The sequence below is a fragment of the Streptodolium elevatio genome (assembly GCF_053592165.1).
Map to the genome: position 1 here is coordinate 259,188 of NZ_JBSFVE010000005.1, position 19,624 is coordinate 278,811.

Genomic DNA, 19,624 nt, shown 5'->3' on the forward strand with positions numbered 1-19,624 from the left:
CATCACGGCGTGCTGCCGATCCCCATCCCCGTTTCCGACTTCTCCCCGCAAACCGGCCTCCGCGACGCCGCGGCGGCCGGCCCCGACCCCGGCTCCGACCCGGGCCCGGCTTCCGGCGGCGGCCTGCGCGCCCGCAAGAAGCTGCTGGTGCGGGCAGCCATCGTCGACGCCGCGCTCGACCTGTTCGCCGAGCGCGGCTACGACACGACCACCGTGCCCGAGATCGCGGCCCGCGCCGGCGTCTCGCCGGCCACCGTGGCCCGGTACTTCCCGGCCAAGGACGCCCTGCTGTTCCCGGAGCGCGGTGTACGCGTGCCCGCGCTGCGCGCCGCGGTCATCGCCCGCCCGGCCGACGAGCCGCCGCTGCGCGCCGTCCTCGGCGCGGTGGCCCAACAGCCGCCCATGGGCGCCGAGTCGCTGCGGCGACTCGCCCTGCAACGACGCGCCATCGCCAGTTCGGCGGTCCTGCGCGGCCGCGCGCTCGGCCTGCTCGGGCAGTGGCGCGATGGCATCGCCGAGGCGGTGGCCGAACGCGAGGGCCTGTCACGCGAGTCCGCCCACGTCCTGGCCACCGCGGTCGTGGCGGTCCTGGACGACGTCACCGAGCGCTGGGCCGCCGAGGGCGCCGCGGACGGCCTCCAGGAGCGGGCGCTGGCCGCCCTGGCGGTCCTCGCCGGTGCGGCGGGAGACATGAACACCGGTTCCAGCAAGGGAGATTCCCGTGCCCGTGAATGACCGCGACTCCTCGACCGAGCCGGTCGTCGTCGTGTCCGCCGACTGCCACATAGGCCCGCGCCTCGTCGAGGACCTGCGTCCGTACTGCCCGGCCGGCCTGCTCGACGCGTACGACGCGTACGTCGCCGACCCCGGCCGCTCGCGCGGCCGCTACCTGGAGCGCGAGGACGCCGTCGACCCCGACTCCCCGTGGCGGAACCGGCTCACCGACGGTCACCACGACCCCGCCGCCCGCCGCCGCGACCTGGACCACGAGGGAATCGCCGCGGAAGTCGTCTTCCACGGCAGCCAGAACGACCAGCCGGTGCCCTTCCAGACCTCGATGCTCGGCCCCAACGACGACCCGGAGCTCGCCGCGGCCGGCATCCGGATCTACAACCGCTGGCTCGCCGACGTGTGCCGGGCGGCGCCGCACCGCCACGTCGGCCTCGCGCACCTGCCGATGTGGGACGTCGACGCCGCGGTGGCCGAGCTGCGCCGGGCGGCGGACGCGGGCCTGCGCGGCGTGAACTTCCCCGCGCCGCGCCCGTGGCTGCGGCACTACAACGACCGCGCCTGGGAGCCGTTCTGGGCCGCCGCCGAGGAACTGTCGATGCCGCTGACCACCCACTCCGGGGCCGGCGACCCGACGTTGTACGCGGGCCCCGAACTCGGCGCCCTCCAGCAGATCGAGTCCGGCGGCTGGTTCAGCCGCCGCGCGGCACACCACATGATCTTCTCCGGCGTGTTCGAACGGCACCCCGGCCTCGTCCTGGTCCTGACCGAGCAGCCGGGCGAGTGGTGGCCGTATCTGGCGACCGAACTGGACACCGTGCACATGTCCGCGACCCGCGGCAACCCCGGGCTCGCCGCACAGGTCCCCGAACTCCCCAGCCACTACCTGCACCGCAACGTCTACATCGGGGGCAGCTTCCTCTCCCGCACCGAGGCCGTCGGCGCGATCCGGGACGGGTACGCCGACCGCATCATGTGGGGCTCGGACTATCCGCACATGGAGGGCACGTACCAGTACCAGCGCCCCGAGACCCCCGACGCCGAGCGCGTCGCCATGGGCAAGCTGTCGATCCGCCGGACGTTCGCGGGTCTCGACAGGGATGCCGTGCGCGCGATGCTCGGCGGCACGGCCGCCAAGGTGTACGGCCTCGACGCGGCCGCACTCGCCGGCACGGCACGCGCGATCGGCGCGATGACGTGGGACGAGATCGACTCGCCGCTGGACACCGTCCCGGCCGGCGCCAGCCCGTTCGCCTTCCGCACCGTCGGCCCCTGGGCCTGACCGGCTCCCCGTACGCCCCGAGTACGCCCCGACCCGCGCCTCGATCAAACTCCGCACGTCGCCGCCCGCCCGGCCGCCCCCGGCCCCACCGTCCGGGGCGGGCGGCCCGCCGGGTGTGCCCTCCGGACCGACGGGAGTCCCCCATGCGTACGCCTCGAACACTTCGGCGTGCCCTCGCCGCGACAGCCGCCGCCACCGTGCTCGCCCTGGTCTCCGCATGCGGCGGAGACAGCGGCGGCTCCGGCTCCGGCCCGGCCGGCGCGTCCGGCCCGCCCCGGCAAGGCGGTTCCGCCACGATCCTGCTGCCCACCGAGGCGGCCCGCGGCCTGGACCCGACCGCGGCCGCCGTCAACGGCGTCGGCGACGGCAACCGCCTCGCCGCCGTCTACGACGTGTTGTTCTGGATGGACCCCAAGACCGGCCGGGTCGGCCCGGGAATCGGCGAGAGCATCACCGCCGCCGACGACGGGCGCGTGTGGACCCTGCGGATCAGGCCCGGCGTGCGGTTCTCGGACGGCACGCCCTTCGACGCCGAGGCCGTGCGCTTCACCTACGAGCGCCACGCCGACCCGGCCAACCGGTCGCCGCAGTTGTCGAGCGCGGCGGGCCTGCGCCTCCAGGTCGTCGAGCCGCTCGTCCTGCGCATCGAACTCCCGGCGCCCAACGCGCACTTCGACCGGGTGGTGGCGAAGAACCTGACGTACATCGGATCGCCGGAGGCCTACCGTAAGGACCCGAAGGGGTTCGGCGCCAAGCCGGTGGGGGCGGGGCCGTTCGTGCTCAGGCAGTGGCAGCGCGACGCGCAGATGGTGCTGGAGCGCAACCCCGCGTACTGGCAGCCGGGCAAACCCGCACTCGACCGGGTCACCTTCAAGGTCGTCCCCGACATCCAGCAGGCGATGGCGTCGGTGGCCACCGGAAGCGCCACCGCCATGGTCACGGTCGACTACCAGCTCATCGACAAGGGCCGCAAGGACGGCGTCACCGTCGAGCAACTCGACCTGTCCGGCGGCAAGATGGTGGTCTTCAACTCCGCCCGCCCGCCGTTCGACGACCCGCGGGCGCGGCGTGCCGTCGTCCTCGCGCTCAGCGCCGAAGGGTTCAACTCCGTGGTGTACCAGGGCAAGGCGCCCGCGGCCCGCGGGATGTTCGCGCCCGGGACGGCCTTCCACGACCCGGCGTCCCGCACCCCGGACGACGACACCGCCGAGGCGCAGCGCCTGCTGGACGCCCTCGCCGCCGAGGGACGGCCGCTCGACTTCACCTTCACGACGTACGCGTCACCGCCGAGCGTGAAGACCGCCGAGTACATCCAGTCGCGGCTGCAGACACTGCGGAACGCCTCGATGCGCATCGAGACCCTGGAACCAGGGGCCATGACCCTCAAGACCCAGATCTCCCGGGACTTCCAGGCATCGGTCTTCACCCTGTGGATCGACGACCCCGAGCCCGCGCTGTACACCTTCCTGCACAGCGGCGGCGCGACCGCGTGGACCGGCTACCGCAACGCGGACGTCGACCGGGCGCTGGACACCGGGCGGCGCAGCACCGACCCGGCGGTGCGCGCCGCGGCGTACGCGGAAGTGCAGCGCCGACTGGACGCCGACCTGCCCGTCTGGGTGTTTCAGAACGCCGTCGCGGCGCTGGCGCACAAGAACACCCTGACGGACGTCACGCTGTTCAACGACGGCACGGTGCTGTTCGACCGCCTCGCACTGCGTGCCTGACGGCAACGGCCCGCGGCGGTCGGCGTACCCGGCTCGCCCGGTGACCCGACCGCCGGCCACCGGTGCTGCGGTCAGACCTCGGTCGGCCGCTCGTTGTAGACGCCCGCGGGCTCCTGGCCCGAGAGCTTCTGGATCGCGTCCATGATCTCGTCGGTGACCTCGCGGCGGGCCTTGGCCACGTCCTTGCGGTCGTAGTGCGCCGAGAAGTCCAGCGGCTCGCCGAAGCGCACGAGCGCCTTCGGCTTGAACTTGGGGATGCGCGTGCCGACCGGCTGGACCTTGTCGGTGTCGATGACGCCCACCGGGACGACCGGGACCCGGGCGGTCAGCGCGAGCCACGCGACACCGGTCTTGCCCCGGTAGAGCCGGCCGTCCAGCGACCGGGTGCCCTCCGGATAGATGCCGAAGGCCATGCCGCGGTCGAGCACGCCCTTGCCGGCCTCCAGCGCCGCCATCGCGCCGCGCTTCTGCTCGCGGGGCACCGGGACCGCCCCGAGGCCCTCGAAGAACGCCCGGCTCGCCGCGCCCTTGACGCCCTTGCCGTCGAAGTACTCGGCCTTGGCCAGGAATGTCACCTGGCGCGGCGCGACAATCGGGATGACCAGGCTGTCGCAGAACGACAGGTGGTTGCTGGCGATGATCACACCACCGGTCTTCGGCACGTTCTCGGTCCCCTCGACATGGGGACGCCAAATCGCCCGCGAGGTCGGTGCGACGACGCGATGCATGAAGTGGTAGATCAGCACGGCTTCCCCCGGTCGGGTTTAGGGCAGGGGTCACCCTACCCATTCGAGGTCCTCCCATGATGAGCCGCCCACCCCTACGAGTGGTTACCAGCCAGTCACGTTGTGCGCCTCCCCGGCGCGCGCCACCGGCTGAATCCGGTCACTTGCCGCGCAAGGGGCGGAAGAAGGTCCGGATGTCGTCGACCAGCGCCTCCGGTTCCTCCATCGCGGCGAAGTGGCCGCCCGCGGGCATGTCGGTCCAGTGCGTGATGTTGTACTGCCGCTCGGCCCACCGCCGCGACGGCGTACCGAGCTTCTCGGCCGGGAAGTACGCGCACCCGGTCGGCACCTCGATGCGCTGCCCGGCGGTCGGCGACACCGTGTGCGCGTTCTCGTAGTACAGCCGGGCCGCCGAGTGCGCCGTCGCCGTGACCCAGTACAGCGTGATGTTCGTGAGCAGCTCGTCGCGGGTGAAGCGGCTCTCCACGTCGCCATCGCAGTCGCTCCAGCCGCGGAACTTCTCGACGATCCACGACGCGAGCCCGGCGGGGGAGTCCACGAGCCCGTGGCCCAGCGTGTACGGCTTGGTGGCCTGCTGGCGCAGGTAGCCGGCCTCGTCGCGGCCCAACTCCCGCATGCGCGCGAGCGACGCGCGTTCCGCGTCGGTGAAGTCGGCGGGGTCGTCGTCCGGTCCGGGGCCGGCGATGAGCAGGTTCACGTGCAGGCCCGCGACGCGCGACGGGTGGGCGCGGGCCAGTTCGGTGGAGACGATGGAGCCCCAGTCGCCGCCCTGGGCGCCGTACCGCGCGTACCCGAGCAGGTCCATCAGCTCGGCGAGGGCGGAGGCCATGCGGGCCGGCCCCCAGCCGGCCTCGCGCACCGGGCTCGACCAGCCGTAGCCGGGCAGCGACGGGCACACGACGTGGAACGCGTCCGGGCCGGGTTCGGTCAGCGGGCCGATGACGTCGAGGAACTCCGCGACCGAGCCGGGCCAGCCATGGCTGACGACGAGCGGCAGCGCGTCGGGGTCGGCCGAGCGTACGTGCAGGAAGTGCAGCGGCTGGTTGTCGATCTCGGTCAGGAAGTTCGGGTGGGCGTTGAGCCGCGCCTCGTGCCGCCGCCAGTCGTACCCGTCCTGCCAGTACGCGCACAGCTCGCGCAGGTACGCGGTGTCCGTGCCCGCGTCCCAGCCCGTGCCCGGCACCGGCTCCGGCCACCGCGTGCGCGCGAGGCGGTCGCGCAGGTCGGCCAGCACGGCGTCCGGCACCTCGATCCGAAACGGACGAATCGCGCCGTCGCCGACGGGAACGGCGTCGTGTGCCGGCACGGCAGCAGACTGGGTCATCGCGGCATCCGATCCCCGGCCGCACCCGGCCGGACATATGACGAGTCGTCAATTTCCTTGTGTCCTATCCCGAACCTGCTCGGACATCAAGCGGGACCGACGCCGTTTCGCCATACTGCCCAGGTGAACTCGCCGTTCCCGCCGCAGCAGCCCGGGCAGCACCCACCGTGGCAACAGCAGCCATGGGAACAGCACCAGGCCTGGCAGCAACAGGCGATGCCACCGCAATACCCCTTCGGCATCCCGCTCGCCGGCACGACGCAGCCGGACACGCGCGCACCCATCCCGCTGCCGCCCGAGGCCGTGCCGCCGGACACGCGCGCGTGGACGACCGCCGCGGCCCAGGTGTGGGCGGCGATCAGGGCGCCGTGGTGGACCTCGCCGTACCCGCCGGTGGCGGCCATCGTCGTCGGCGTCGTGGGGCTCGGCTCGCTCCCGGTCGACACCGCATGCGACTCGAACACCGGGGAGTGCGGCCCCGAATGGGTGCTGTACGTCCTGCTCGGCGGCCTCCTGCTGGCCGTTGCGGCGCTGTTCGCCCAGCCCGTCCTGGCCGTCGTCGGCGCTTTCGTCGGACTCGGCCTCGCGCTCGTCCTGTATCCGCCGCGCCCCGAGGACATCGGCGCCACGTGGCCGTGGTGGCTGCTGCTCGCCGGGCTGGCATGGGCGGTCGTGACCTCCGCGCTACGCGTCACGCGCGTACGAGACCAGCGCTACGCCGCCGAGGAGGCCGCCGGGGCGGTGTCCCACACGGTGCCCGCCGCCGTCCTCGGGCGAACCGTGCAACGCGCCGTCGCACGCCTCGTGTTCGGCCTCGGCGCGCTGGCCCTCAGCGGACTCTGCTTATGGGGCCTGCTCGACGCCTTCGCGGACGACCGCGCACACGCCCGGCGCGCGGACACGGTGTGGGCGACGATCGTCGACGTCGACGACACGACCGCCACGCTGCAGGTCGACGGCGAGCGCGGGCACCGCATATCCGAGAGCGACGACTACGACCGCGAGGCGGGCGAACGGGTCGGCGTGCTGGTCGACGGCGACTGGACCCGGATCGCCGACGAGCGCTTCGACGGAATCACCTGGTGGCTCGGCATCCTGGTGTGCGCCGTGCCCGGATTGATGCTGACCACGGGGGCGCTGCGCATCCGCAGGCGCGCGCGGCGTCTGCGCCCCGGCGGCGCGGCCGTGGCGGCCCTGCGTGTGCAGGTGCTGTTCGTCGACAGCCGGACGGTGCAGGTGTTCGCGGCCGACGACGAGTCGCGCGGGTGGCCGCTGTTCCGGACGAAGGTCGAGTACTGGGCGACGCCCTTCGGTGCCTATCCGCCGTCGCCCGGGCCGGACGGCGTCGATCTCGCCAAGAAGGCCGAGACCGCGTCCGCCGGCCCGCACTACGCCTACACCCCCATGTGGCACCCGACGCCGTGGCAGCCGCGCGCCTGCGAGGCGGTCCTGTTCGGACCGCCTTACGCCGGGGCCGAGTTCGTGATGCTCGTCGCCCGCGAGCAGGACACGCCGTGCGTCGCCGTGTCGGCCCGCGCGGTACGCCCCCTGCGCAGCGTCGGCGCCCGGCCCCCGAAGCCACCCGGCCACTGACCGGCACTCGCGGGGCGCGAACGGTCAGGCCGCCGGGGCGAGACGGACCCGGACGGTCGCCGGCGTGGTGGCGAACTTGCCGAGCGTACGCGCGTGATGCGCGGGGAAGGCGGCGAGGCGGGCGGCCACGTCGTCGTCCGGCAGGAGCGCGGCGACGCCGGGGAGCCAGCGGCCGCGCAGGTGCACGCGTACGTTCGGGTCGGCCACGAGGTTGCGCACGTACCCCGCGCGTGGTCCGTGCTCGGCGACCAGCCACACCACGGAGTCCGGGTCGCGGACCACCCCGACGACCGTGCGGCGCCGACGTCCCGTCGTGCGCCCGGTGGTCTCGATGACGGCGTGGTGGGGGAGTACGCCCGAGCACGCGAGCATCCGCATCGGCGGGTTGAGTAGCCGGCGCTGGAGCCGGCGGGTCTGGACCTTGCGGTGCCGCGCCTCGGCGGCGTCCAGGGCGGCGGCCTGCTCCGCGGCGCGCTCGGCGCCGTGCCCGGCGGCGGATTCGGTGGCGTTTCCAGGGGCGTTTTCGGTGGTGCGTGCCGTGGTGGCCGGGGCGACGGTCATCGCGCCCGCACCCAGTACCCGGCGGCTGACCACGTCCGCGTCGAGGGGGGTGCCGCGCAGGCGGCGGACCGCCGGGATGTGCAGCGCCCCCCACGCCAGGAAGGCGGTGCCCGCGGCGACCTGTGCGAAGCCGCCGGTGACGGCCTCGGACCAGGCGAACTCGCGGGCGGCCACGCACCACAGCACCCCTGACCCGCCGATCACGACGGCGTCGGCGATGACGGTGGCCCGTACGTGGGCTCGGGACTTACGGCGTCGTCCCGGCCGGGCGCGCAGCACGCGCTCGCCGACGCGGCCGAGGGGAGTGCCGTGCGTGAGCGCCTGCCACAGGACGAAGAACGCGGCCAGGGCGAGTCCGGCGGCGACGGCCGACGCGGGGCCGCCCCACTCGACGAGGAGGCCCGGCCATGCCGAGGCGACCCAGGCGGCGCCGACGACCGCCCAGGCGGTTCCCTCCCAGCGCAGCGTCTCGGTCCGCGAGGCGTGGGCACGGCGCGGCACGGCGCCGTCGGGACGAGGGCGTTCGGTGGAGGCCGCGGCCGCCCCGGCGACCGATCGGGCTTCGGCCTGGGCGTCGGAGTGTGCGGAGCGGGATGAGGCGGCGCACGGAGTCGTCATGGCAATAAACATAACGAGCGTCATGTCAAAAGGCAACGCCTTGCCCGCGGCTCGGTTCTCCGTCGATCACCGTGCCCGGCACGCGAGTTGGAGGTCGCGGAGGTGTGCGGCGAGGCGCCGCGCGGCCCGTCCCAGCCGTTCCCGGTCGCCCGTCGCCAGGAGGTCGAGCAGCATCCCCGCCAGCGCCGACGCCGCGATCGTGGCCTCGGCCTCCGCGTCGTCGCGAGCCATCCCCGCGCCGACCAGATCGCCCGTCAGGAACTCGACCCACGCGGACATCAGCCGCGCCCGGAAGTCGTCGGCGAGCAGGTCCGCGACCCGGGGAATGGTCAGCGCCTCGAACACCAGCCGGACGCGCGCCAGATGCTCGGGAACCGTGACCCACTCCCAGTACGCGGCCACCACCGTGCCCACGTCCCCCGCGGCGTCGCGCACCGCGGCGCGCGCGGTGCCGACCTGTTCCTCCTCCACGAACTCCAGTACCGCTCGCAGCAGTTCCTCCTTGGTGCCGAACTGGTAAGTCAGTGTGTACGTGCTCACTCCCAGCGCCCCCGCGAGCGGCCTCAGCGACAGGTCGCCCAGCCCGGTGCGCGCCAATTCGTCCACGACCGCGCGCAGGATCTCCGGCCGGCGCTCAGGGTTCGGTTTGCGTCCCATGCGGCGGAAAATACCCGACGCTGACTCCGGCCTGGCCGCTCCGCCCGTGCCGGTATCGGCGCAGAGTGTCCGCGCAGGTCTCCGCCGCAGGGTGTCCGTGCAGGGAGGCGCGCACGACGACCGCGCCGACCGTCGGGTGCACACTAGGCGCCGGTCGTGGAGCCTGGGCGGACGATCATCAGGATCGTCACCACGGCCCAGAGGATGTTGAAGATCCCGGTGAACATGGCCAGGCGTACGGTCGCCTCGCGGCCGGGGAGCGGGTCGCGTTCGGCCGGGGGAGCGTACAGCGCGGTCACGATGGCGGCCTGCCGCGGCAGGATCAGGCCGCCGAGGGCGACGGCCGCCAGGGCGGTGAGCACGATCGACGCGATCAGCCACGCGCTCCCCAGGACGCCCATGCTGCTCGCGGTGCCGAAGCCGAACACCGGCACCGCCGCGCCGACGAACGCGTACGTCACACAGATGCGGTGCAACTGCCGTACCGACGACACCGCGCCGGGGTCGCCCGGATCGGCGAGCGCGCGCCGCGCCTCGGCCGGGAAGCGGCTGGCCGCGACGGTCACCGGACCGATGGCGACGATCGCCACCAGGACGTGCAGGATCAACAGGAACTTGGTCACGGCGGCGGTTCTCCCGGAAGGCGGCAAAGCGACGGCACCGACGCTAAGCGGCGTTCCGGGCCACCCAGAAGTGGCGAAAGTGACAGGTTCCAACGGGTTCTCGCCATGACCACGACCGGGTGCGACGCCGCGGATGAGCGGACGGATAGCCAGGTCAGACGGGCTTGGCGGGATTCGGGTGGACACCTAGTCTTGCGCCATGCACACCGTCGCCGTCCTCGCGCTCGACCAGGTCATCGCGTTCGACTTCGTGACGCCGATGGAGGTCTTCAGCCTGACGCGCCTGCCCGACGGTCGGCCCGGCTACCGCGTCATCGTCTGCGCGGCGACCCCCGAGGTGGAGTCGGCCCTGTTCGGGATCCGCGCGCCCTACGGCCTGGACGCGCTGGAACAGGCCGACACGGTCATCGTGCCCGGCACCCACGAGTTCACCGCGCCCGTGCCCGACGAGACCGTCGACGCCCTCCGCAAGGCCGCCGCCAACGGCACCCGCATCGCGTCGATCTGCGCCGGCGCGCTGGTCCTGGCCGAGACCGGCCTGCTCGACGGGCTGCGCGCCACGACCCACTGGCTGGCGGCCGACCGCCTCGCCGAGCTGCACCCCGACATCGACGTCGACCCGAATGTCCTGTACGTCGACAACGGGCAGATCCTCACCTCGGCAGGCGCCGCGGCCGGGCTCGACCTGTGCCTGCACATGGTGCGTCGCGACTACGGCTCGGCGGTCGCCGCCGACACCGCACGACTCGCCGTCGTACCGCTGGAACGCGAAGGCGGCCAGGCGCAGTTCATCGTGCACGAGAAGCCGCCGGCGCCGGCCGGATCCACGATGGAGCCGCTGCTGCGCTGGATGGAGGACAACTGCGGGCGGGACCTCAGCCTCGACGACATCGCCGCCAAAGCGGGTATGAGCACGCGTACCCTCAACCGGCGCTTCCGCGAGCAGACCGGTACCACCCCGCTGCAATGGCTCCAGCGCATGCGCGTCCGCCGCGCGCAGTACCTCTTGGAGTCCACCACGCACTCCGTCGAACGCATCGCCGTGCAGGCCGGGTTCGGTTCGCCGACCGCCTTCCGCGACCGCTTCAAGCGCACCGTCGGCGTCAGCCCGCAGGCTTACCGGCGGTCCTTCCGCGCCCCGGAACCCGTGGGCTGAGCCGGGTGGTGGCCGCCGTCACGGGCGAGGGCCGCCGGGGCCGCCGCCTCCGCGCAGGGGCGTGAGCTGGTGGATGTCGTGGCGGGCCCGCAGTTCGGATATCGCGGACGGGTCGGGCGGGCCGCCGGCCGCCAGCAGGTCGGCCAGTTCCCGGAGGTAGTTCTCGTGGCCCGCGGGGGCGACCAGGAAGAGCATGCGCGCCGGAGTCGTTCCGGGGTTGGCGAACGCGTGGGCGCAGCCCGCCGGAACGTGCATCAGGCTGCCGGTCGTGCCCCGCGCCACCTTGTCGCCGGACGCCGACTCCCAGGCTTGCCAGTCGCCTTCGGTGCGCACGCTCGGATTGAAGGCCAGCAGGTCGAGTTCGCCATCGAGGATGTAGAACAGTTCTTCGGCCTCGTGGTGGAAGTGCGCACCCACGTCGAAGCCCGGCTGCACCACGGTCTCGAAGACCGACCAGAGGCCCGAGGTCTCCTCGCCCAGCTTGAGCGTCATGCCGGAGTTGCCGACGGGGCGTCCGGCGCCGGGCGGGAGGATCAGGCCGTCGGTCATGTTGCCTCGATTCTCGGGAGATCGCCGACGGGACATGCTGGACCCGCAACTCCCTTGCCTGCAAGGGCAGAACGAGCAACCGTCGGGGACTTTGTGCAGACTTTTCCGTGGCCGTCCCGCAGCCCCGCAGCCGTCCCGCAGTGCTTGCGCAGTGCTAGGGCAGTTGTGTCGCGGATCGTGTCGCACACGTCCAGCGGCGTCACGTCGGCGATCTCCCGGGGAGGATGCCCTGAGTGCGTGTGCTCAGGGCGCGGTGAGTGCCTCCGTCGGCGGCAGGCGGGACGCCCGGATGGCCGGGTAGAGGCCGGCGACCGCGCCGATCACGAGGGTCGCGGCCAGGCCGCCACCGGTCGCCCACAGGGGCAGCACGGCGGGCCAGCCGCGCGTACCCGCGCACACCGTCGTCACCACCGCGCCCAGCGCCACCCCGCCGACTCCGCCGGCCGACACGCGGCGGCCGGCTCGACCCGGGCCACGACCTCCACAGAATCCGGCGGGCCCGGCGATACCGCTCGTCGATGGCGTCGAGTTCGGGCCGTCTGAACTCCTGGACATGCCGACGTCGAGTGGTCCCCGAACTGAACTTGGTGTGGACGGTGTTCCTTGCTCAGTTCGGGGACGCGGTGTGGCGGGTGCCATGGGTCTCTGGACGGTCGTTGACTACCGGCTTCTCGGCGGTTGGGGCGCGGTCAGTTGGCGGGGTTGCCGAACCAGCGGGTCAGGTGGGCGTTCAGGTCTCGTTGGTCGTCGCCGGTCCAGGCGACGTGGCCGTCGGGACGTAGGAGGACGGACGGAACATCCAGTGCCGTGGTGGGGTCCGCCAGGTGGTCGACACGGTCGGACCAGCCGCCGACGGTCAGGCGTTCGGTACGGTCGAGGAGCAGGCCGCGGCCGTGGTGCATCAGGTTGTAGAGGCGGCCGTGCTTCACATCCATGTCGGGCAGGCGGCGGCCGAGCAGGTCGGGGCCTTCGCCGAAGTCGTAGCGGATGCCGATTGCGGTGATCTTCTCGATGAGGTGGCGGTTCACCTCGTCGAAGTCCATCAGTTCGGTGAGGAGCCTGCGCAACGCCTGAGGGCCGGGCTCGGGGGAGTGCAGCTCCATCTGGGCGCGGGTGTTGTCCAGCACTTCCGCGGCGACCGGATGGCGCTCCGCGTGGTAGGTGTCCAGCAGGGTTTCCGGTGCCCAGCCGCGGACCTGTCCGGCGAGCTTCCAGCCCAGGTTGAACGCGTCCTGGACGCCCAGGTTGAGGCCCTGTCCGCCAGTGGGCGGATGGATGTGGGCCGCGTCGCCGGCCAGCAGCACCCGCCCGACCCGGTACCGCTCGGCCAGCCGGGTGGCATCCCCGAAGCGGGACAACCAGCGCGGTGAGTGCACGCCGAAGTCGGTTCCGGCGATGGCGCGCAGTTGTCGCCTGAACTCCTCGAGGGTGGGTGGCACCGTGCGATCGCCGATTCCCGCTGCGGGCACCACAACGCTGTACGCCCTTTCGCCGACGGGCCTGAGCCAGAACCGCTTCTCGGTTTGCCCGACTTCGGCCACCTTCGCGGCGATCTCCTCCTGCGGTACGCCGACTTCCATCTCGCCCATCAGCGTCTCGGTCCGCGAGGGCTCGCCGGGGAAGCCGACGCCGAGCAACTTCCGTACCGCGCTGCGCGCGCCGTCGCAACCGACGAGGTAGCGCGTACGGAGCTGTTCGCCGTCGGCCAGCTCGACGGTCACCCCCTCGTCGTCCTGCGCGAAACCGGCCAGCGCACAGCCGTGCCGCACCCGTGCGCCCAGCTCGACCGCGTGTTCTTCGAGCAGGCGGACGATGACCCGCTGCGGGATGCCCAGCAAGTAGGCGTGCGCGGAATCCAGGCCCTGGGGCGCGGGCTTGTTGATGGCGGCGAAGAACCCGCCGGCCGGGCGCTGCCGTCCGTGTGCGCGGATGCGCTCCAGCAGGCCGCGCATGGCCAGCAGTTCGATGCTGCGAATGTGCAGACCGACGATGCGGACGTACGAGACGGGTTCGGATTCCTTCTCCAGAACGAGTACCCGTACGCCGTGCAGCCGAAGTTCGGCGGCCAGCATCGCGCCGGTCGGCCCGCACCCGGCGATGATCACATCGATGGCGGCCGTGTTGTCCGGCGACGGGGCGGTGGTGAACTGCGGAGAGTACATAGGTGTTGCCTTTCGGGAGTGCCTTGTTGGCGTGGCACTCCCGGCGACAACTACGTCAGTCGCCCGACCGCGACGGCAAGGGGGAGCACCCACATGGCTACAGCGTTCATGGGTCTCACCTCCTCGGGCGGTGTCACGGGCACGTGCAAGGTACAAGATTGTGCGTCACCCCGTCCAATGGCGGATCCGAGGTCCGAGGTGCAGGTCGGAGGCGGACAGTCGTCGTACAGCTGAATACGCGAGGTGGCCGCGCTCGAGCCTGCTGTCAAAGTTCAGGACAGCTAGGCCGTCGAGCGCGGCCACCTCTTCGTCTCAACCGGGGTTTGGCGCCGGCTCCGGGGGCCGGTCAGCCGCTTCGGTCAGTCGCTTCGGTCAGCGACTTCGGTCAGCGACTTCGGTCAGCCGCTCGTGAGGACCACGAGTTGGCGGGTGGCCCGGGTCATGGCGACATAGCGGTCCACCGCGCCCTCGATTCCCGTCCCGAACGCCTCCGGGTCGACCAGCACCACCAAGTCGAACTCCAGGCCCTTGGACAGCTCCGGGGTCAGCGAGCGTACGCGTGACGTCGGCTCGAAGCCGGGGTCGCCGATGACGCACGCCACTCCTTCGGCGTTCTCGGCGATCCATTTCGCGAGGATCTCCTCCAGGTCGTCCGCGGACCCGTGCGTCACCGGAATTCCGCTGCTGCGCACGGAAGTCGGTACGTTCGCGTCCGGGAGCGCCGCCCGGATCGCCGGCTCGGCCTCCGCCATGACCTCTTCCGGCGTCCGGTAGTTGATGCTCAGCGACGTCACCGTGATCCGGTCCAGGCCGATCCGTTCGAGCCGTTCCTCCCACGACTCGGTGAACCCGTGCCGCGCCTGGGCCCGGTCGCCGACGATCGTGAAGCTCCGGGAGGGGCAGCGCAGCAGCAGCATCTGCCATTCGGCGTCGGTCAGTTCCTGCGCCTCGTCGACGACGATGTGCGCGAACGGCCCGGCCAGCGGATCCGCGTTGCCGCTCGGCAGCGCGCTCTCGTCGACCAGGCTGTCCTGGAGGTCCTTGCCGAGCAGCATCGTCACCGCGCCCTCTCCGTCGGCGTCGGCCTCGATGATGTTGCCGATGACGTCGGCCATGCGCGCCCGTTCGGCCGCGACGCCGGCCTCGTGGCGCCGCCGGCGCAGTGACGCCTCCGGGTCGCCGAGCCGCAGCCGTGCCGCGTCCAGGAGCGGCAGGTCCGACACGGTCCAGGCCTGGGGCGCGTGCTTGCGCCGGAGGGCGCGTACCTCGTCGGAGGTGAGCCACGGCGCGCACATGCGCAGGTACGCCGGCACCGACCACAGGTCGCCGACCACGTCCGCCGCCTCCAGCAGCGGCCACGCCCGGTTGAGGGTGTCCAGCAGCTCCGTGTCGTGCCGCAGCGACCTGCGGAACACGTCGGGCGACACGTCGCCGTCGTACTTGTCCGTCAGGATGTTGAGTACTTCCTCCAGGACCAGGTCGCGGGCCTCGTTGTGCGGCGTGGCCGCCGAAGGCGCCGCGAACGCCTCGGCCCAGTCCTCCGCGCTCAGCCAGACGTCGCCCCAGTCGGTCGACACCTCCATGCCCTCGGTCGGCGGCTCCTCGTAGAACCGGACGGCCTTCTCGATCGCCTTGACCATGTCCGCGGACGACTTCAGGCGCGCCACGTGCGGGTCGGGCTCGGGCGACGCCGCGGCCCCTTCGGGGAGCAGGTCCCGCAGGGTGCAGGTCCGCACGCCCTCCTCGCCGAGGCTCGGCAGCACGTCGGCGACATACGCGAGGTACGGCTCGTGCGGCCCGACGAACAGCACGCCGCCGCGACGGTGGCCCAGCCGTGGGTCGGAGTACAGCAGGTACGCGGAGCGGTGCAGCGCGACCACGGTCTTTCCGGTGCCGGGACCGCCGTCGACGACCAGGGCGCCGCGCGAGCCCGCCCGGATGACCGCGTCCTGGTCGGCCTGGATCGTGCCGAGGACGTCGCGCATCCGGGAGGACCGGTTGCCGCCGAGGCTGGCGATGAACGCCGACTGGTCGTCCAGCGCGGCGTGCCCTTCCAGGCCCTCGGCGGTGAACATTTCGTCCCAGTAGTCGGTGATCCGGCCGCGGGTCCAGCGGTACCTGCGGCGGCTGGCCAACCCCATCGGATTGGCGTGGGTCGCGGCGAAGAACGGCTCCGCGGCGGGGGAGCGCCAGTCGAGCAGCAGGCGGCGGCCCGAGTCGTCGGTGAGCCCAAGGCGTCCGATGTAGACCGGTTCGGGGCTGTCGTCGTGGACGATGTGGCCCAGGCAGAGGTCCAGGCCGAAGCGCCGCAGCGCGCGCAGGCGGGAGGAGAGGCGGTGGACCTCGATGTCCCGGTCCATCGCGTCACGGCCGACGCCGCCGGGCGCTTTGCGTGCCGCGTCGAGTTGGTCGGACAGTTCGGCGATGGCCTGGTCAAGGCTCGCGGCGACGGCCGCGAAGTGCCGTTCGTCCGCGTTGATCAGTTTCCGGTCGGCCTTCGCGGTGAGCTGCTCGGGCAGGGCGAAGGCGCTGGTGGTGGTCGGGGTCATGTCATCGGCTCCGTTCCGAGGTCGCTCCTGGTGGTCCGCCGGGGCGCCGGTGAGCGCCTCGGCATCGCTGTGCCGCGGCGGCGGTGTGGGTCCCGCCTCCGCTTCGGCATCGCTGCACGAGCGGTAATCCGACGACAACGCACGCACGTCGTGAATCTCCCATTTCCGTAGGTTCCGGCTTCGGCCTGCGATTCTGCGGTACGAAGGGGGCCTTGCCGCAAGGCCCCCCATGCGCTATAAGTTGAGAGTGGCAAGGAGAGAACATTCCTCCTTGCCTTTCTTTTTGCGGCGGTTTGGGCCGCACGGCGCCCTGGTTTTGCGACCGTTCGCTTCTGGCTGCCGGATGGGGCTGCCGGCGGACTGCCGGACCGGGGTATCTCACGGGCCGGCGCTATCCGCGGCGAATTCGGGCGAGGCGGTACGGCGCAACGTACGCCATTTGCCTCGCGTGCGCGCCGCAACCCCCCGTCACGCGGCGCAACGCGCGCAGGCGCGGGACGGCCCACAGCAGCCGCGCTCCGGCCGTCGCCTTCGCGCGGACGCCGCCGGCGTGACCGACCGGGGCGGCGGGCCTGGGTTTCGGGAGGGCCGCCGAGACGACGAGCGCCGCCGACGCCGCGAAGCCGGCGACCGTGCCGGCGAAGAGCCAGTCGTACGACGCGACCGCGAGCAAACCGGCCGCGAGCGCCGGGCTGAGCAGGCTCTCCAGGTCGTACGCGAGCCGCGACATCGACAGAGCCCGCGTGTACTGCCGTTCCTCGCGCAGGACTTCGGGGATCGTCGCCTGGAACGTCGGGGTGAAGGCCGCGGACGCCGCCTGGAGCAGGAAGATCAGCAGGTAGATCTGCCACACCTGGGTGACGAACGGCAGCGCGGCATCGTAGGGCGGGCGATGTGAAGGGCCGTGGATTGCGGCACCCGAAGGGCTTGACCTCAAGTTCGCTTCAAGTTCAAGGATGGTCCGCATGAACAGCGACAACGACGCCATCCTGCTCTTCCACAACACGATGCGGATCACCGCCGGGCACCTGGAGGGCTTCCGCAAAGCCATCGCCGACGCCGTCGGGTTCGCCGAACGCCACGGACCCCAGCTCATGGTCGAAGTCTTCGTCGACGAACCGGAGATGACCGCGCACAGTTTCCAGTTGTTCCGGGATTCGGACGCGGTCCGCACGCACTGGCGGCTCGCGGATCCGTACATTCAAGGGGTGATGGAGCACTGCCGCGTCGAGAGCTTCGAGGTGTACGGCGAGCCGGACGCGGAAGTGACGGCCGGTATACGCGAGGGAGTCGGCGAGGGTGCCGTCACCTTCGCCCCGCAGGTCGCCGGATTCCTGCGCTTCGGCGCGGCACTCGCAAGCTGAATGCACGCTGAACTGCCGGACCGGTCAGGCCGTTCGGCAGACCGGTCAAGCCATGTGCGGACCCGGTCGCAGCGACCCGGGTGTGCGGACGCGGCGACGCCCGGCCGGAGGAGTCCGGCCGGGCGTCGGTTTTACTGCTGTCCCGCGTCAGCCCCACAACTGCGCGGGGCGTCTGGTGTGGCTCAGATGCTGACGCCGTGGGCGCGCAGGTAAGCCAGCGGGTTGATGTCCGAGCCGTAGTTCGGGGTGGTGCGGATCTCGAAGTGCAGGTGCGGGCCGGTCGAGTTGCCGGTCGAGCCGGACAGACCGATCTGCTGGCCGGTCGAGACCTGCTGGCCGACCGACACGGACGAGGACGACAGGTGGCCGTACTGGCTGTACTTGCCGTCGGCGTGCTTGATGACGACCTCGTTGCCGTACGCGCCGCCCCAGCCGGACTTGACGACCGTGCCGGAGGTGACCGCCTTGACGGAGGTGCCCGACGCGGCGGAGAAGTCCTCACCGGTGTGGCCGTTCGACCACAGCGAGCCCGAGTTGCCGTACGAGCCGTGCGGCGCGCCCGGGACCGGACGGGTGTAGCCCGACGCGGAGGACGACGACGCGGTGGCGTTGTCGGTCGAGTTCTTGGCCGTGCTGCCGGACTTCGCGGTCGAGCTGCCGGAGTCGGTGCTCAGCTTGGCGCCGGCCTGGTTCTTGGCCTGGTTCTTCGTGCTGCCGGTGTTGGCGGAGGACTTGGTGTCCTCGGTGAGCTTGGCACCGGTCTGCGGGGCCGCGGCCTGGCCGCCGGCCAGGGCCAGCTTCTGGCCCGCGTAGATCATGTTCGGGTTGCCGCCGACGACGCCGCGGTTGTCCTGGTACAGCTTCTCCCAGCCGCCGTCGACGTGCTGGGCGTCGGCGATCTTCGAGAGAGTGTCGCCGACGACGACGGTGTACGAGGTGCTGCCGGTCGACGCGGACGCGGGAGCCTTGCTCTCGGTCTTCGCCTCGGACTTGGTGTCCTCGGAGAGCTGCGAGCCGGACTGGCTCTTCGGGGCGGCGTTCTGGGACTTGGTGGTCGAGCTGCCGGTGGAGCCGGTGTCGATCGAGGGGGTACCGCTGTTCTTGGTCAGGCCCGCCTTGACGGAGCAGACCGGCCAGGCGCCGGGGCCCTGGCCCGCGAGCACCTTCTCGGCGATCGCGATCTGCTGGTCCTTGGTGGCCAGGTCGGCGCGGTCGGCGTACTGGCCGCCGCCGAACGCGTTCCAGGTGCTCTGGGTGAACTGCAGGCCGCCGTAGAAGCCGTTGCCCGAGTTGATGGACCAATTGCCGGTGCTCTCGCACTGGGCGACCTTGTCCCAGGTGCTCACCGGGGCGGCGGAAGCGCTCGTGGCGCCGATCAGGGGGGCGGCGATCGCGGCACCGGTGACACCGGCGGCGACGGCGATGCGGGACTTCGTGGTCAGACGGTTGCGAGTTGCGGACAGCATCAAGCGTTTCCTCTCCTACGCCTGCGAGGTGAGCTGTCGGATTCGGGCTGGAGTTGCCCGGCCGCTCTCGTCCGCCCTTCGGAAAGGGCCGTCGAGCGCGGCTTCACCCCTAGCCGTCCCGGTTGTCGCCGGGCCGGCGCGTTTCACCTGGTTCCCCCGCTTCTGCCGTGGTTGCTTCTCAGCTGTCCCGTCTCGGCCGGCGGCAGAATTCGGCGTTCCGGTGAGCGGGGTCGATGTGTGGGACACCGACGCCGAGAAAGGTAGGCAGACGGACTCCGACAACTCAAATCCCCTCCCCGCAAAGCCGGTTTGGGAATATCGGCGTTCGGGGAATAGGCCACGCGGTGTAGTTCGGGGCGACCGGTATGTGTGCGGATTTCTCCGTACGGTGATCACCGGGCCACGCAGGGCATGATCGCCTCACCCAAAGTGGCCCGGGGGTGATGCAGCGTCGATTCGGTAAAGCAGGGGCAAAGTTATGAGAATCCGGCGCATCACCGCGATTAGGACGTTCCGGA

The 19,624-nt window shown here is 71.8% G+C and carries 15 protein-coding genes, 2 pseudogenes and 1 riboswitch; of the genes and pseudogenes, 6 read left to right on the forward strand and 11 right to left on the reverse strand.

The annotated features are described in order from the left end of the window. Positions 1-9 precede the first annotated feature (9 nt). The 3 genes from ACWD12_RS12840 to ACWD12_RS12850 all read left to right on the forward strand — a co-directional run bounded on the left by ACWD12_RS12840 (position 10) and on the right by ACWD12_RS12850 (position 3,738). Positions 10-735, forward strand: a complete 726-nt coding sequence (locus ACWD12_RS12840) for a TetR/AcrR family transcriptional regulator (protein ID WP_450099565.1) — start codon at positions 10-12, stop codon at positions 733-735. Beyond that, complete coding sequence (locus tag ACWD12_RS12845) at positions 722-2,011, forward strand: amidohydrolase family protein (RefSeq protein ID WP_450099566.1); 1,290 nt, start codon at positions 722-724, stop codon at positions 2,009-2,011. Before ACWD12_RS12840 ends, ACWD12_RS12845 begins: the two co-directional genes overlap by 14 nt. A gap of 143 nt (positions 2,012-2,154) precedes the next feature. Next, the gene (locus ACWD12_RS12850; protein WP_450099567.1) at positions 2,155-3,738 is read left to right on the forward strand and encodes an ABC transporter substrate-binding protein; all 1,584 of its coding nucleotides are present in this window, start codon (positions 2,155-2,157) and stop codon (positions 3,736-3,738) included. A 71-nt stretch (positions 3,739-3,809) separates the two neighbouring features. Here ACWD12_RS12850 and ACWD12_RS12855 read toward each other — a convergent pair whose 3' ends face one another. After that, positions 3,810-4,484, reverse strand: coding sequence for a lysophospholipid acyltransferase family protein (locus ACWD12_RS12855; RefSeq protein ID WP_358352123.1), 675 nt, complete (start codon positions 4,482-4,484; stop codon positions 3,810-3,812). Between the two features lie 139 nt (positions 4,485-4,623). Continuing rightward, positions 4,624-5,808, reverse strand: a complete 1,185-nt coding sequence (locus ACWD12_RS12860) for an epoxide hydrolase family protein (RefSeq protein WP_450099568.1) — start codon at positions 5,806-5,808, stop codon at positions 4,624-4,626. A 123-nt stretch (positions 5,809-5,931) separates the two neighbouring features. On the opposite strand from ACWD12_RS12860, the gene ACWD12_RS12865 reads away from it, so the two are divergent. Continuing rightward, positions 5,932-7,401, forward strand: coding sequence for a hypothetical protein (locus tag ACWD12_RS12865; RefSeq protein ID WP_450099569.1), 1,470 nt, complete (start codon positions 5,932-5,934; stop codon positions 7,399-7,401). 24 nt (positions 7,402-7,425) lie between these two features. Here ACWD12_RS12865 and ACWD12_RS12870 read toward each other — a convergent pair whose 3' ends face one another. The 3 genes from ACWD12_RS12870 to ACWD12_RS12880 form a co-directional block, all read right to left on the reverse strand. Then, complete coding sequence (locus tag ACWD12_RS12870; protein ID WP_450099570.1) at positions 7,426-8,580, reverse strand: nitroreductase/quinone reductase family protein; 1,155 nt, start codon at positions 8,578-8,580, stop codon at positions 7,426-7,428. 66 nt (positions 8,581-8,646) lie between these two features. Beyond that, the gene (locus ACWD12_RS12875) at positions 8,647-9,237 is read right to left on the reverse strand and encodes a TetR/AcrR family transcriptional regulator (protein ID WP_450099571.1); all 591 of its coding nucleotides are present in this window, start codon (positions 9,235-9,237) and stop codon (positions 8,647-8,649) included. 143 nt (positions 9,238-9,380) lie between these two features. Next, a complete protein-coding gene (locus tag ACWD12_RS12880) occupies positions 9,381-9,860 on the reverse strand; it encodes a hypothetical protein (protein WP_450099572.1) in 480 nt (159 codons plus the stop codon). A gap of 199 nt (positions 9,861-10,059) precedes the next feature. Between ACWD12_RS12880 and ACWD12_RS12885 the strand changes: the two genes are divergently transcribed. Next, positions 10,060-11,016, forward strand: coding sequence for a GlxA family transcriptional regulator (locus ACWD12_RS12885; protein ID WP_450099573.1), 957 nt, complete (start codon positions 10,060-10,062; stop codon positions 11,014-11,016). Positions 11,017-11,034: 18 nt separating this feature from the next. On the opposite strand, the gene ACWD12_RS12890 is transcribed toward ACWD12_RS12885, so the two are convergent. From ACWD12_RS12890 to ACWD12_RS12910, 5 genes and pseudogenes are all read right to left on the reverse strand, one after another. Continuing rightward, positions 11,035-11,565 carry a cupin domain-containing protein gene (locus tag ACWD12_RS12890; protein WP_450099574.1) on the reverse strand — a complete coding sequence of 177 codons (531 nt, stop codon included), beginning with the start codon at positions 11,563-11,565 and terminating at the stop codon, positions 11,035-11,037. A gap of 243 nt (positions 11,566-11,808) precedes the next feature. Further along, positions 11,809-12,006: pseudogene (locus ACWD12_RS12895) on the reverse strand (ABC transporter permease); the annotation flags it as partial. 248 nt (positions 12,007-12,254) lie between these two features. Continuing rightward, the gene (rox, locus tag ACWD12_RS12900; RefSeq protein ID WP_450099575.1) at positions 12,255-13,727 is read right to left on the reverse strand and encodes a rifampin monooxygenase; all 1,473 of its coding nucleotides are present in this window, start codon (positions 13,725-13,727) and stop codon (positions 12,255-12,257) included. A 398-nt stretch (positions 13,728-14,125) separates the two neighbouring features. Beyond that, positions 14,126-16,276: an RNA polymerase recycling motor ATPase HelR gene (gene helR, locus ACWD12_RS12905; RefSeq protein ID WP_450099576.1), complete on the reverse strand. Its 2,151-nt coding sequence runs from the start codon at positions 16,274-16,276 to the stop codon at positions 14,126-14,128. 478 nt (positions 16,277-16,754) lie between these two features. Then, positions 16,755-17,150 (reverse strand): annotated as a pseudogene (locus tag ACWD12_RS12910) (MFS transporter); the annotation flags it as partial. Between the two features lie 91 nt (positions 17,151-17,241). Here ACWD12_RS12910 and ACWD12_RS12915 point away from each other — a divergent pair. Next, positions 17,242-17,640 carry a hypothetical protein gene (locus ACWD12_RS12915; RefSeq protein ID WP_450099577.1) on the forward strand — a complete coding sequence of 133 codons (399 nt, stop codon included), beginning with the start codon at positions 17,242-17,244 and terminating at the stop codon, positions 17,638-17,640. 182 nt (positions 17,641-17,822) lie between these two features. Here ACWD12_RS12915 and ACWD12_RS12920 read toward each other — a convergent pair whose 3' ends face one another. Next, positions 17,823-19,106: a transglycosylase family protein gene (locus ACWD12_RS12920; protein WP_450099578.1), complete on the reverse strand. Its 1,284-nt coding sequence runs from the start codon at positions 19,104-19,106 to the stop codon at positions 17,823-17,825. A 3-nt stretch (positions 19,107-19,109) separates the two neighbouring features. Next, positions 19,110-19,283, reverse strand: a riboswitch (cyclic di-AMP (ydaO/yuaA leader). Positions 19,284-19,624: the final 341 nt, after the last annotated feature.